Origin of the sequence: Burkholderia sp. AU16741, from assembly GCF_002223345.1 — a bacterium.
In the GTDB taxonomy this organism is placed as follows: domain Bacteria; phylum Pseudomonadota; class Gammaproteobacteria; order Burkholderiales; family Burkholderiaceae; genus Burkholderia; species Burkholderia sola.
Map to the genome: position 1 here is coordinate 722782 of NZ_NKEZ01000007.1, position 13083 is coordinate 735864.

At 65.8% G+C, this 13083-nt stretch carries 14 protein-coding genes; 10 read left to right on the plus strand and 4 right to left on the minus strand.

Features of this window, described 5'->3' with window-relative positions; all coding sequences use genetic code 11:
* Nucleotides 1–9 precede the first annotated feature (9 nt).
* From CFB89_RS20110 to CFB89_RS20120, 3 genes are all read right to left on the minus strand, one after another.
* Nucleotides 10–522 (minus strand): hypothetical protein, encoded by a 513-nt coding sequence (locus CFB89_RS20110; RefSeq protein WP_089469362.1) that lies wholly within the window; start codon nucleotides 520–522, stop codon nucleotides 10–12.
* A 230-nt stretch (nucleotides 523–752) separates the two neighbouring features.
* Nucleotides 753–1760, minus strand: a complete 1008-nt coding sequence (locus CFB89_RS20115; RefSeq protein ID WP_089469363.1) for a CoA ester lyase — start codon at nucleotides 1758–1760, stop codon at nucleotides 753–755.
* Between the two features lie 186 nt (nucleotides 1761–1946).
* Nucleotides 1947–2933, minus strand: coding sequence for a malate dehydrogenase (locus CFB89_RS20120; RefSeq protein WP_006479357.1), 987 nt, complete (start codon nucleotides 2931–2933; stop codon nucleotides 1947–1949).
* 297 nt (nucleotides 2934–3230) lie between these two features.
* Here CFB89_RS20120 and CFB89_RS20125 point away from each other — a divergent pair, with 297 nt between their 5' ends.
* The 7 genes from CFB89_RS20125 (at nucleotide 3231) to gltA (ending at nucleotide 9152) form a co-directional block, all read left to right on the plus strand.
* The gene (locus tag CFB89_RS20125; protein WP_218828350.1) at nucleotides 3231–4046 is read left to right on the plus strand and encodes a GntR family transcriptional regulator; all 816 of its coding nucleotides are present in this window, start codon (nucleotides 3231–3233) and stop codon (nucleotides 4044–4046) included.
* Nucleotides 4047–4213: 167 nt separating this feature from the next.
* On the plus strand, nucleotides 4214–4630 hold the full coding sequence (gene sdhC, locus CFB89_RS20130; RefSeq protein WP_059582807.1) for a succinate dehydrogenase, cytochrome b556 subunit: 417 nt from the start codon (nucleotides 4214–4216) through the stop codon (nucleotides 4628–4630).
* 4 nt (nucleotides 4631–4634) lie between these two features.
* Entirely contained in the window at nucleotides 4635–5003 is a 369-nt protein-coding gene (gene sdhD / locus CFB89_RS20135) for a succinate dehydrogenase, hydrophobic membrane anchor protein (protein ID WP_006487767.1), read from the plus strand.
* 3 nt (nucleotides 5004–5006) lie between these two features.
* On the plus strand, nucleotides 5007–6782 hold the full coding sequence (gene sdhA, locus CFB89_RS20140) for a succinate dehydrogenase flavoprotein subunit (RefSeq protein WP_089469365.1): 1776 nt from the start codon (nucleotides 5007–5009) through the stop codon (nucleotides 6780–6782).
* Between the two features lie 21 nt (nucleotides 6783–6803).
* Nucleotides 6804–7505 carry a succinate dehydrogenase iron-sulfur subunit gene (locus CFB89_RS20145; RefSeq protein ID WP_006479352.1) on the plus strand — a complete coding sequence of 234 codons (702 nt, stop codon included), beginning with the start codon at nucleotides 6804–6806 and terminating at the stop codon, nucleotides 7503–7505.
* Between the two features lie 6 nt (nucleotides 7506–7511).
* Nucleotides 7512–7784, plus strand: coding sequence for a succinate dehydrogenase assembly factor 2 (locus tag CFB89_RS20150; protein WP_089469366.1), 273 nt, complete (start codon nucleotides 7512–7514; stop codon nucleotides 7782–7784).
* A 66-nt stretch (nucleotides 7785–7850) separates the two neighbouring features.
* Nucleotides 7851–9152 (plus strand): citrate synthase, encoded by a 1302-nt coding sequence (gene gltA, locus CFB89_RS20155; RefSeq protein ID WP_089469367.1) that lies wholly within the window; start codon nucleotides 7851–7853, stop codon nucleotides 9150–9152.
* A 90-nt stretch (nucleotides 9153–9242) separates the two neighbouring features.
* Here the strand turns inward: gltA and CFB89_RS20160 are convergent, their stop codons facing one another.
* Entirely contained in the window at nucleotides 9243–10220 is a 978-nt protein-coding gene (locus CFB89_RS20160) for an AraC family transcriptional regulator (RefSeq protein WP_089469368.1), read from the minus strand.
* 70 nt (nucleotides 10221–10290) lie between these two features.
* Between CFB89_RS20160 and CFB89_RS20165 the strand changes: the two genes are divergently transcribed.
* The 3 genes from CFB89_RS20165 (at nucleotide 10291) to CFB89_RS20175 (ending at nucleotide 13010) form a co-directional block, all read left to right on the plus strand.
* Nucleotides 10291–10680 carry a VOC family protein gene (locus tag CFB89_RS20165; RefSeq protein WP_089469369.1) on the plus strand — a complete coding sequence of 130 codons (390 nt, stop codon included), beginning with the start codon at nucleotides 10291–10293 and terminating at the stop codon, nucleotides 10678–10680.
* Between the two features lie 111 nt (nucleotides 10681–10791).
* The gene (locus CFB89_RS20170; protein WP_089469370.1) at nucleotides 10792–12042 is read left to right on the plus strand and encodes a DUF1479 domain-containing protein; all 1251 of its coding nucleotides are present in this window, start codon (nucleotides 10792–10794) and stop codon (nucleotides 12040–12042) included.
* A gap of 209 nt (nucleotides 12043–12251) precedes the next feature.
* On the plus strand, nucleotides 12252–13010 hold the full coding sequence (locus CFB89_RS20175) for a dimethylarginine dimethylaminohydrolase family protein (RefSeq protein ID WP_089469458.1): 759 nt from the start codon (nucleotides 12252–12254) through the stop codon (nucleotides 13008–13010).
* Nucleotides 13011–13083 lie beyond the last annotated feature (73 nt).

Consider the following 13083-nt stretch of genomic DNA (forward strand, 5'->3'; position numbering starts at 1 on the left):
CGCGCGCGCTTAGTTCGTGGCCGGCTTCAGCTCGTTCGACTGCGTCGGCGCTGCGGCGCCTTGCGCCATTTCCGGCGTCACGCACTCGTCGGCGAGACGCTCGCCGCCGTTCGCGTCGGTGAACAGCATCGCCTTGGTCGGGATCACGATCAGCTTGAAGCCTGCGGCCGGATCGTAGAACGTGTCGGCGCCCGTCGTCGTGGCCTGACGCGGCAGCTTGTAGTTCTTCTTCGCCCAGTGAACCGTGACGACCTGGTCGCGCTTCATGTCGCCGGCGAGGTCGAACGACAGGCCTTCCTTACAGGACCACTTGACCGCGCCGTCCGGTACCGGATCGACCTTGGCGGCCGCGCGTGCCTGCGCCTTCTTGCTGCGCGGGATGATGCGCTTGGCCGGCGCCGGGCGCTTGGCCGTGGCCTTCTTCGCGGTGGTGGCCGTACCCTGGGCAAACGCGCTCGGAGCCGACACCAGCATCGTGGCGGACAAGGCGCCGATGGCGGTAGCGATCAGGAGTTTCTTCATGGAGTCAGAACCTTTCGATAATCAGTTGACAAGGGCCGGCAATCGAAACTGCCGGCCGGTTTGAAACTGCACGCGCCCCGAAAGCGCGCAGCGGCCGCTATTTTCACCTATTTGGCCGCGTACATATCAGGTTTTCGGGCTCCGTTACGTTTTTTGTCGTTTCGCAAACGTCTGTCCGGTCGGCGAAACGTCGAATGCATGAAACGCGTGTCTCGACGGGCCGCGCACGCTCACGGCGCGACGCCCGCGGCGGGCGGGCCGAACAGCGGTGCGGCCTCGTCCGGTACGGGCTGGCCGGTGGCCTGCGCCCGGCGCAGCACCGACCAGTAATAACGATAACTCGCGCGATCGTGCAGCGTATCACCGTGGCGCGTCGGGCCCCAGGCGGCGGCCTGCGCGGCCAGCAGGATCTCGGCGGCCAGCGTGACTTCGTCGACGCGCGGCGCGAAGGCGTCGACGATCGGGCGGATCTGCGCGGGGTGGATGCTCCACATCCGCGTGAATGCGAATTCGTCGCGCGCGCGGCGCGCATCGCCTGCGACGACGCTCATGTCGCGCACCTCGGTCGTCACGTTGTGCGACGGCGTCTTGCCGTGCGCATGACAGGCCGCGGCGATTTCCAGCTTCGCGCGGCGCACGAGCGGGTGGTCGAACTGGCCGGGCGAGCGCATCGCGGAATCGGGAATCGCGCCGTGGTGCGCGGAGACGAAATCCATCAGCCCGAAGCTCAGCGTGCCGACCGTCGGCAGCGCGGCGAGGGCGGCTGCCTGCGCGAGCGCGCCATGCGTCTCGATCAGCACGTCGACCGGGATCGGCTGCGCGATGCCGAGCTCGCGGCGCGTGCCTTCGATGAACGCGGTCATTTCGGCTGCATCGGCGGCGCTCGCGACCTTCGGCAGCGTGAGATAGGCGGGTGCGCGCGGCGCGCGCAGCACGATGCGCACGTCGTCGCGCCAGTGCGGATGGGAAAAGTCGTGGATGCGGACGCCGACGCGGCCGAAGCGGTTCTCGGCGCTGCCGAGCAGATCGGCGACGAGCGCTGCGTGCGCGGCTTCCTGGCCGACGGCCGCGCCGTCCTCGCAGTCGAGCGTGAGGTCGAACACGGGGCCCAGCTCCGCCTGCAGCGCGAGCGACTTGCGCATCAGCTTCTCGCTGCCCGCGTAGTGATCGCAGCAGGGCAGGATCGCGGGCGGGGACGCCCCGTCGTACAGCACTTGTGCAGGAGTGAGCGCGGCCATCTCTTCGACGTCAGGGGAGCGTGCAACGTGGAGAAAATCGGATTCGGGCAGGTTCTGGGCTGGTGCGCGGCGGGCGCGGGGGCGACAAAACGTGCGCGGATCGGATCGGTCGGCATGGGCCGGCAGCGCGCCGGCCCATGCCGAAACCGGGCGTCCCGAAAGGCCGCCCGGCATGATGCATGATGCTTAGTTCTTCAGCAGGTGGGCGACGCCATCGCGCTCTTCGAGCAGCTCGGCCAGCGTGCCGTCCATCTTCTCGCGCGAGAACGCGTCGATTTCGAGGCCTTCGACGCGCTTGTACTCGCCGTTTTCGCAGGTGACCGGCACGCCGTAGATGATGTCCTCGGGGATGCCGTACGAGCCGTCCGACGGGATGCCCATCGTGACCCACTTGCCGTTCGTGCCGAGCACCCAGTCACGCACGTGGTCGATCGCCGCGTTGGCTGCCGATGCGGCCGACGACAGGCCGCGCGCTTCGATGATCGCCGCGCCGCGCTTGCCGACGGTCGGGATGAACGTGTCGCGGTTCCACACGTCGTCGTTGATCAGCTTCAGCAGCGATTCGCCTTCTGCGGTCGCGAAGCGGAAGTCCGGGTACATCGTCGGCGAGTGGTTGCCCCACACGGCGAGCTTCTCGATCGATGCGACCGGCTTGCCCGACTTGGCGGCGAGCTGCGACAGCGCGCGGTTGTGGTCGAGGCGCAGCATGGCCGTGAAGTTCTTCTTCGGCAGATCCGGCGCCGACTTCATCGCGATGTACGCGTTCGTGTTCGCCGGGTTGCCGACGACCAGCACCTTCACGTCGCGGCTCGCGACTTCGTTCAGCGCAGCGCCCTGAACCGTGAAGATTTCGGCGTTCGCCGACAGCAGGTCCTTGCGCTCCATGCCCTTCGAGCGCGGACGCGCACCGACCAGCAGCGCGACGTCTGCATCCTTGAATGCAACCTTCGGATCGTCGGTGATCACGACGCCGGCGAGCAGCGGGAACGCGCAGTCGTCGAGTTCCATCACGACGCCCTTGACGGCGCCTTGGGCTTGCGGGAGGTCGAGCAGTTGCAGGATGACCGGCTGATCCTTGCCGAGCAGGTCGCCGTTCGCGATGCGGAACAGCAGGGAGTAAGCGATTTGACCTGCGGCGCCGGTGACGGCAACGCGCTTTGCGGGCTTAGCCATTGAAAATCTCCAGGACGGATGAAGCGTTGGACGCGAGCGAAAACGCCATTCTATGCGCGTTGTGCGTAGCGTTGCATTGAAGCAGGGCGGAGGACTCGCGATGGCGGACGCGGTGAACCTGGAGACGGCCGTGGCACGTAGCCGGGGACGCGCTGTTGCACCCGCGAACCCTTGCTCGACCGGGAGTGTAGGAGCCGTCACGCGCAAAGTCAAACGGTATCATATGTCTTATATAAGACAGATGTTTTGCGGAAATTGAGTGGACGAAAAAGTGCGGTTTGTGATGAAATGCGCGCCATGACATCGAACCAGGCGAACACCGCGAATCAGACCGGCGCAGGCAGCCCAGGGCAGCCGGGCGCGGGCGATCCCGCAGCCTCGCCCGCGGCCTCCGCGTCGCCGACGTTCAGCCCGTTATACCAGCAGATCAAGTCATTGATCACGCAAAGTCTCGAATCCGGCGAATGGAAGCCGGGCGAGATCATCCCCAGCGAAGTGGAGCTCGCGGCCCGCTACAAGGTCAGCCAGGGCACCGTGCGCAAGGCGATCGACGAACTGGCCGCCGAAAACCTCGTGGTCCGGCGGCAGGGCAAGGGTACTTTTGTTGCAACGCACAACGAGGATCGCGCGCAGTTCCGCTTTCTGCGTCTGCTGGCCGACGACGGCGCCGAGCACCCGCACGTGAGCCGCCTGCTCGAATGCCGGCGCCTGCGCGCGCCGGCCGAGATCGCGCGGCAGCTCGACCTGAAGCCCGCCGATCCGGTCGTGCAGGTGCGCCGCCTGCTGGAGTTCGACAGCGAAGTGACGGTGCTCGACGAGATCTGGCTGCCGGGCGCGATGTTCCGCGGGCTGACGTTCGAGCGGCTGAGCGAGTACAAGGGGCCGCTCTACGCGATGTTCGAGACGGAGTTCGGGACGCGGATGATCCGCGCGACGGAGAAGATCCGCGCGGTCGCGGCGGATCCGGCGGTGGCCGACCTGCTGCACGTGCCGGCCGGGTTCCCGCTGCTGTCGGTCGAGCGAGTGTCCTATACGTATGGGGACCGGCCGGTGGAAGTGCGTCGCGGCTGGTATGTCACAACCGGGTACTACTATCAGAATGACTTGAGCTGACGACGTTCGGCTCAGCCGCGTGCATCGCGTTTCCCACGCTCGCGGAGCACGTTTCGGGCCGCCTTTGTTCGTATTCGCGCAATTATCCAGAGCAGACTTTCGCTGCAGCGCGATATAAAAAGGCGCTAAAATCGCGGATTAGTGTGACAACATAGTAGGGGTCTAGCATGACTGACGCAGTAAGAAAGCCGAGGCCGGAATACCGGAACATCGGAATCGGCGACATCACGTTGAAATATCGCATGCCCCTGGCGGCGATATTGTCGATTCTCCACCGAGTCAGCGGCGCGCTGCTGTTCCTGTTCCTGCCGTTCCTGCTGTTCCTCTTCGACCAGAGCCTCACCTCCGAGCTCAGCTTCGAAGTCTTCAAGGCTTTCCTCTCCAACATCGTCGTCAAGCTGATCGTCCTCGCGTTGTCGTGGGCCTTCTTCCACCATTTCTGCGCCGGCATTCGCCACCTGCTGATGGACGTCAACCACGACGCCGTCTCGAAGGAAGGCGGCAAGCGGACGGCCGTCGTCGTCTTTGTCGTCTCGATCGCGCTGACGATCGCCATGGCACTCAAACTGTTCGGAGCATTCTAAGAAAATGGCAGCCAACAACCGAATCGGCTCGAAGCGCCTCGTCGTCGGCGCTCACTACGGCCTGCGCGACTGGCTCGCGCAGCGCGTCACCGCCACGATCATGGCGGTCTACACGGTCATTCTGCTCGTCCTGTTCTTCGGCGCGCACGATTTTTCGTACGAAGGCTGGGCATCGATCTTCGCCGCGCAATGGATGAAGCTCGCGACCTTCGTGATGCTGCTTTCCCTCTTCTACCACGCATGGGTCGGCGTGCGCGACATCTGGATGGACTACGTGAAGCCCGTCGGTGTGCGCCTGCTGCTGCAATCGCTGACCATCGTCTGGCTGCTCGCATGTGCGGGCTACGCCGCGCAGATTCTCTGGAGAGTGTAAAGAATGGCTGCAATCAAAACTTCCCTCCCGCGCCGCAAATTCGACGTCGTGATCGTCGGCGCAGGCGGCTCCGGCTTGCGCGCAGCGCTGCAACTGTCGCGCGCGGGCCTGTCGGTCGGCGTGCTGTCGAAGGTGTTCCCGACCCGTTCGCACACGGTGGCCGCGCAAGGCGGTATCGGCGCGTCGCTCGGCAACATGAGCGAAGACAACTGGCACTACCACTTCTACGACACGATCAAGGGCTCCGACTGGCTCGGCGACCAGGACGCGATCGAGTTCATGTGCCGTGAAGCGCCGAACGTCGTGTATGAGCTCGAACACTTCGGCATGCCGTTCGACCGCAACGCGGACGGCACGATCTACCAGCGCCCGTTCGGCGGCCACACCGCGAACTATGGCGAGAAGCCGGTCCAGCGCGCTTGCGCGGCCGCCGACCGTACCGGTCACGCGCTGCTGCACACGCTGTACCAGCAGAACGTCGAAGCGAAGACGCAGTTCTTCGTCGAATGGATGGCGCTCGACCTGATCCGCGATGCAGACGGCGACGTGCTCGGCGTGACGGCCCTCGAGATGGAGACGGGCGACGTCTACATCATGGAAGGCAAGACGACGCTGTTCGCGACGGGCGGCGCAGGCCGGATCTTCGCGGCGTCGACGAACGCGTTCATCAACACCGGCGACGGCCTCGGCATGGCGGCACGCTCGGGCATCGCGCTGCAGGACATGGAGTTCTGGCAGTTCCACCCGACCGGCGTGGCCGGCGCGGGCGTGCTGATCACCGAAGGCGTGCGCGGCGAAGGCGGTATCCTGCGCAACGCGAACGGCGAGCGCTTCATGGAGCGCTACGCGCCGACGCTGAAGGATCTGGCGCCGCGCGATTTCGTGTCGCGTTCGATGGACCAGGAAATCAAGGAAGGTCGCGGCGTCGGTCCGAACAAGGATCACGTGTTGCTCGACCTGTCGCACATCGGCGCCGAGACGATCATGAAGCGTCTGCCGTCGATCCGCGAAATCGCGCTGAAGTTCGCGAACGTCGACGCGATCAAGGAACCGATTCCCGTCGTCCCGACGATCCACTACCAGATGGGCGGCATCCCGACCAACATCCACGGTCAGGTCGTCGGCACGTCGCGCGATCACAAGGAGCCGGTCAACGGCTTCTACGCGGTGGGCGAATGCTCGTGCGTGTCGGTGCACGGCGCGAACCGTCTCGGCACGAACTCGCTGCTGGACCTCGTGGTGTTCGGCCGTGCGGCCGGCAACCATATCGTTCAGCACGTGAAGAACCAGAAGGAACACAAGCCGCTGCCGGCCGATGCAGGCGAATTCTCGCTGGCGCGCCTCGCGAAGCTCGACAAGTCGAGCTCGGGCGAGTACACGCAGGACGTCGCGAACGACATCCGCGCGACGATGCAGAAGCACGCAGGCGTGTTCCGCACGTCGGCGCTGCTGAAGGAAGGCGTCGAGCAGATGGCCGGCCTGGCGGCACGCGTGGAAAACATCCACCTGAAGGACAAGTCGAAGGTGTTCAACACCGCGCGCGTCGAAGCGCTCGAGCTGGAGAACCTGATCGAAGTGGCTCGCGCCACGATGGTGTCGGCCGAAGCGCGCAAGGAAAGCCGCGGCGCACACGCGCACAGCGACTACGAGCATCGCGACGACGACAACTGGCTGCGCCACACGCTGTGGTACAGCGAAGGCGATCGCCTCGACTACAAGCCGGTTCAAATGAAGCCGCTGACGGTCGAATCCGTGCCGCCGAAGCCGCGCACGTTCTAAGCCGAGTCAAAGGAATCCGAAATGGCAAAACGCATTTTTGAAGTCTACCGCTACGATCCGGACAAGGACGCAGCGCCGCGCATGCAGACGTACGAGCTCGAGATCCAGCATGAGCGCATGCTGCTCGACGCGCTGGTCAAGCTGAAGGCACTGGACGAGACGCTGTCGTTCCGCCGCTCGTGCCGTGAAGGCGTGTGCGGTTCGGACGCGATGAACATCAACGGCAAGAACGGTCTCGCGTGCCTGACGAACCTGAACGACCTGCCGCAGAAGATCGTGCTGCGTCCGCTGCCGGGCCTGCCCGTCGTGCGCGACCTGATCGTCGACATGACGCACTTCTTCAACCAGTACCACTCGATCAAGCCGTACCTGATCAACGACGCGCCGCCGCCGGAGAAGGAACGTCTCCAGTCGCCGGAAGAGCGCGACGAGCTCGACGGCGTGTACGAGTGCATTCTGTGCGCGAGCTGCTCGACGTCGTGCCCGAGCTTCTGGTGGAACCCGGACAAGTTCGTCGGCCCGGCCGGCCTGCTGCAGGCTTACCGCTTCATCGCGGACAGCCGTGACACCGCCACCGGCGAGCGTCTCGACAACCTGGAAGACCCGTACCGTCTGTTCCGTTGCCACACGATCATGAACTGCGTCGACGTTTGCCCGAAGGGCCTGAACCCGACGAAGGCGATCGGCAAGATCAAGGAACTGATGGTTCGCCGCGCGGTATAAAGATTGATGAGCGACGATTCGCATCAATCCGACCCGCACCGCCGCGCGCGCCTTCGCTGGCGCGCGCGGCGGGGTCTGCTGGAGAACGACATCGTATTCGAGCGTTTCTTCAGCCGATACGAGCATGACCTCACCGATGCAGACGTAGGCGCGTTGTCGCGCCTGCTCGATCTGAGCGACAACGACCTGATGGACTTGCTCCTCGCGCGCAAGGAACCAGAGGGCGACCTAGACAGCCCGGACATTCGCCGGCTGTTGGAGATGCTGCGCAACGTGTAACGCCAAGGTGTAACACGCTGCGCCCGTTATCGAATCCCGTTTCTTTATTTCGATTGAGGATGTGCCATGACTCCGTCTGATGTTAAAGCCACGCTATCGTTCAGCGACAACTCGCCGAGCGTCGAACTGCCGATCTACAAGGGCACGATGGGCCCGGACGTGATCGACATCCGCAAGCTGTACGGCCAGACCGGCAAGTTCACGTACGACCCGGGCTTCATGTCGACGGCAGCTTGTAATTCGGCGATCACGTACATCGACGGCGACAAGGGCGAACTGCTGTATCGCGGCTACCCGATCGACAACCTCGCGCAGAACGCGGACTTCCTCGAGTCCTGCTACCTGCTGCTGAAGGGCGAACTGCCGAACGCCGCGCAGAAGAAGGAATTCGTCGACACCGTCACGAAGCACACGATGGTGCACGAGCAGATGCACTTCTTCTTCCGTGGCTTCCGTCGCGACGCGCACCCGATGGCGGTGCTGGTGGCGGCCGTCGGCGCGCTGTCGGCGTTCTATCACGATTCGCTCGACATCAACGATCCGCGTCACCGCGAAGTGTCGGCGATCCGCATGATCGCGAAGCTGCCGACGCTCGTCGCGATGGCGTACAAGTTCAGCATCGGCCAGCCGTTCGTCTATCCGAAGAACGAACTGTCGTACAGCGCGAACTTCATGCACATGATGTTCTCGAACCCGTGCGAAGAGTACAAGGTCAACGACGTGCTCGTCCGCGCGCTCGATCGTATCCTGATCCTGCACGCCGATCACGAGCAGAACGCATCGACGTCGACGGTCCGCCTGGCCGGTTCGTCGGGTGCGAACCCGTTCGCGTGTATCGCGGCCGGTATCGCCTGTCTGTGGGGCCCGGCGCACGGTGGTGCGAACGAAGCCGCGCTGAACATGCTCGAGCAGATCGGTTCGCCGGACAACATCCCCGAATTCATCAAGCAGGTGAAGGACAAGAATTCGGGCGTGAAGCTGATGGGCTTCGGTCACCGCGTGTACAAGAACTACGACCCGCGTGCGAAGCTGATGCGCGAAACGTGCTACGAAGTGCTGAACGAACTGGGCCTGCACGACGACCCGCTGTTCAAGCTCGCGATGCAGCTCGAGAAGATCGCGCTGGAGGACGAATACTTCGTGTCGCGCAAGCTGTATCCGAACGTCGACTTCTACTCGGGTATCGTTCAGCGCGCGCTGGGCATCCCGACGTCGATGTTCACGTGTATCTTCGCGATGGCACGTACGGTCGGCTGGATCGCGCAGTGGAACGAAATGATTGCCGATCCGGAACAGAAGATTGGCCGTCCGCGCCAGCTGTTCATCGGCGATACGCCGCGCGAAGCGAAGCCGATCGACGCACGTTAAATCGTGTGCGGCGCGAACGGCCGGCAGGCCGCTCGCGTCGGGCAATCGCCACGCCACGACACCCCGACGGGTCCGCCCGTCGGGGTGTTTTCATTTGGGCGGCCGGCGCTCGCGCGATCCGGCGCGACGCTCCAGCGACGGCGGTCGGGCGTCGAGCGCGGGCGCGCCGTCGTCGGATGCGTGGCCGTGCTGCTTGAAGAACTGGCGGTACGCACCGGGCGTCATGCCCCGCGCGGCGAGGAACTGGCGGTTGAAGTTCGCGGCATTCGGAATGCCGCAGCGCGCGGCCACCGTCGCGATCGGCCAGTCGGTGCCGACGAGATGGCGGCACGCGTGCGCGAGCCGCAGCCGTTGCACGTAGCGGCCGACGCTTTCGCCGAGATGGCGCGCGAACAGCCGCTGCAGCGTGCGTTCGGACAGGTGCGCGAGGGTCGCGAGCGCGTCGATGCGCAGCGGTTCGTGGAACTGCCGGTCGATCGCGTCGAGCACGCGGTCGAGGCGTTCGGCTTCGGGGGCCACCGGGCCGGCGGGTGATGGAGCGCTGTCGGGCCGCTCGTACGCCTGTGCGGTGGCGAGCGGTTCGCCGCCGGCTTCCGCGAGATCGGCCAGCGTATCGAGCGTGGCCGCGAGCCGCATGCGCGGCGACGGATCGAGCAACCGCGACAGCCGCGCGCGCATCGCGCGGGCCGTCTCCACGTCGAAGCGCAGGCCGGGCGCCGCGCGCCGCAGCAGCGAGCGCAGCGGCGCGTATTCGGGGCAGCAGTCGGCCAGCCGCCGTACCCAGTCTCCGTCGAACCAGACGACGAGCGCGACCTCGGGCGCGTCGCGATCGATGCGCGCGTTCGACGACCACGTATGCGGCAGGTTGGGCGGCACGAGCACGAGATCGTCATCCGCGTAGCGCGCGACGTGATCGCCGATGAAGCGCTGGCCGCGGCTGTTGAGCGTCAGCGTCAGTTCGTACTCGGGATGGCGATGCCACTCAAACGGAATGCGTGCGAGCTGGCGGTGATACACACGGATCGAACAGCCGGACGCGAACGTTACGTGCTCGTATTGCGGTTTCATCGCGCCTCCGGTGGGAGCGGGCAGCGCGCCGTGGCATGATCGTGAACGATCTTCACGACGGAGCGATGCCATGTTTTCACATGTTTGCGTGGGTGTCGGCGATACGGCGCGCGCCTACGATTTCTACGCGCCGCTGTTCGCGGAACTCGGGCTGCGCCTGAAATTCCGCGAACCGGACGGCTGGTCGGGCTGGATGCCGGCCGACGCCGATCGGCCGCTGTTCTTCTTCGGCGAGCCGCTCGACGGCCGCCCGCCCGAGCCGGGCAACGGCTACACGATCGCGTTCGATGCGCCGACCCGCGCGCACGTCGACCGCTGCCACGCGCTGGCGCTGCAGCACGGCGGCACTTGCGAAGGGCCGCCGGGCCTGCGGCCGCACTATCACCGCGACTACTACGGCGCGTATTTCCGCGACCCGGACGGCAACAAGCTGTGCGTGGTCTGCCATCGTCCCGAGTAACACGCGGTTGTCAGGATTGTATCGATTGTTGGCCGAATAGTGTCGATGGCGACCGGGCGGCGGCCGTACGCTGAGTGCTCATCAGAACGCGATTCAGCGAGGAGACAAGCGATGCATCTGACGATTGACGATCTGCCGGCCGCGATCCGCACGGCGAAACGGGCGCTGCGCGCCGACCTGCCCGGCTACGCGGCCACGTTCCGCGAAGTGGAAGGCGACATCGCGCGGCAGGTCGATGCGATCCGCCGCGCGCACGCGCATGGCGACGACGTGATTCCGGTCGTGCCGTTCGCGGATATCGCGGGCGGGACCGTCGATCCGCTCGCGATCGCCGCGATCCGCACGCGTGGTGCGGTCGTGATCCGCGGCGTGTTCGATGCGCGGCAGGCACGCGACTGGAACGACGAGATCGGCGCGTATCTGGATGCGAACCGCTTCACCGACCGGCTGCATGCGCGCGCTGAAGATCGCTATTTCGGCAACCTCGCGTCGGGCAAGCCGCAGATCTACGGCGTCTACTGGTCGAAGCCGCAGGTGGCCGCGCGCCAGTCGCCGGCGCTCACGCAGGCACGGGTGTTCCTGAACCGTCAGTGGCGGCACGCGGACGGTGCGCGCACGCATTTCGATCCCGACCAGGTGCCCGCGTATGCGGACCGGATTCGTCGCCGGCCGCCCGGGTCGACGTCGCTCGGGCTGTCGCCGCATGTCGATGGCGGCTCCGTCGAGCGCTGGCTGGGCACGAATTTCCGCCAGGTCTATCGCCACGTGCTGGCCGGCCGGTGGCGCGATTACGATCCGTTCGATGCGGCGTTCCGCCCCGACGTCGAGGAGATTCCGTCGCCGGCCGTGTGTTCGATGTTTCGCACGTTCCAGGGCTGGACCGCGCTGACGCCGCAGGGGCCCGGCGACGGCACGCTGCAGCTGATTCCGGTCGCGAACGCGATGGCCTATGTCGTGCTGCGCGCGCTGCAGGACGACGTCGCCGACGACGACCTGTGCGGTGCGCGTCCCGGCCGCGCGCTGTCGATCCGCCCCGAATGGCACGCGCTGCTGCTCGACGCACTGGTGCCGATCCCGCACATGGAACCGGGCGACGCGGTGTTCTGGCACGGCGATGTCGTGCATGCGGTCGAGGATGCACATCGCGGCAGCGGCGACAGCAACGTGATGTACATCGCGGCCGCGCCCGGCTGTGCGAAGAACGATGCGTACCTGCAGCGGCAGCGGCGCGCGTTCCTGCGCGGCGACAGCCCGCCCGATTTCCCGGCCGATCATTTCGAGGTCGATTTCGACGGCCGCGCCGGGGAGGGCGATCTCACGGCGCTCGGCCGTTCGCAGATGGGATTCGAACCGGGCGCGTAACGCGCATGCAGGCGGCGAAGCGGCCGTTCGCGAGACGGCGGGCGGCCTGTCTGCCGAATCCGCTGCGTGTTGCGCGCAATTCGACGCAATCGGCTGTCGGCGCCGCCGAAATCGACGCGAATTGCGTAATTTGGCTTCCGATAATGGTCCGGATACAACGCCGCCGGCCCGTGCGTCGCACGGAGGCGGCGCAGATCATGGAGGAGTCGATGCAATTCACGCAAGCGATCGTTCGCCGTCCCGCGCCGTCCTGCGGCGCGGGCCTGACCACCGCCGAACTCGGCGCACCCGATTACGACAAGACGCTCGCGCAGTTCCACGCATACTGCGACGCGTTGCGCATGCTCGGCGTCGAGCTGACCGAATTGCCGCCGCTCGATGCGTTTCCCGATTCGCATTTCGTCGAGGACGTCGCGGTCGTCACGCCCGAATTCGCGGTGATCACGCGCCCCGGCGCGCCCGCCCGGCACGGCGAGATCGCGCACATCGAAGCGGCGCTGCGCGTGCATCGCGAACTGCTGCCGATGCAGCAGGGCCGCCTCGACGGCGGCGACGTGATGCTGGTCGGCAAGCGCTTCTTCATCGGCCTGACGAGCCGCACCGACGCGCAAGGCATCGCCGCGTTCGAGTCGCTGGTGTCGCGCTACGGTTACTCGGTCGTCGCGGTGCCGGTTGGCGCCGGCCTCCACCTGAAATCGGTCGTCAACGCGCTCGGCGACGACACGCTGCTCGTGACCGACGCGCTGGCCGCGCATCCGGCGTTCGCCGACTATCGCCGGATCACGATCCCGGCCGCCGACGAATACGCGGGCAACACGCTGCGCGTGAACGGCACGCTGATCACGCCGGCCGGCTATCCGCGCGTGCATGACGCGATCGCGTCGCTCGGCATGCCGCTGCACGTGATCGACACGAGCGAGTTCCGCAAGATGGACGGCGGCCTGACCTGCCTGTCGCTGCGGTTCTAGCCGATTGGCGCGCGGCGGCTTCGGCCGGATAATGTGGCCCGCATGCGGACCGGCAGGCGGCCCGCGCATGAGC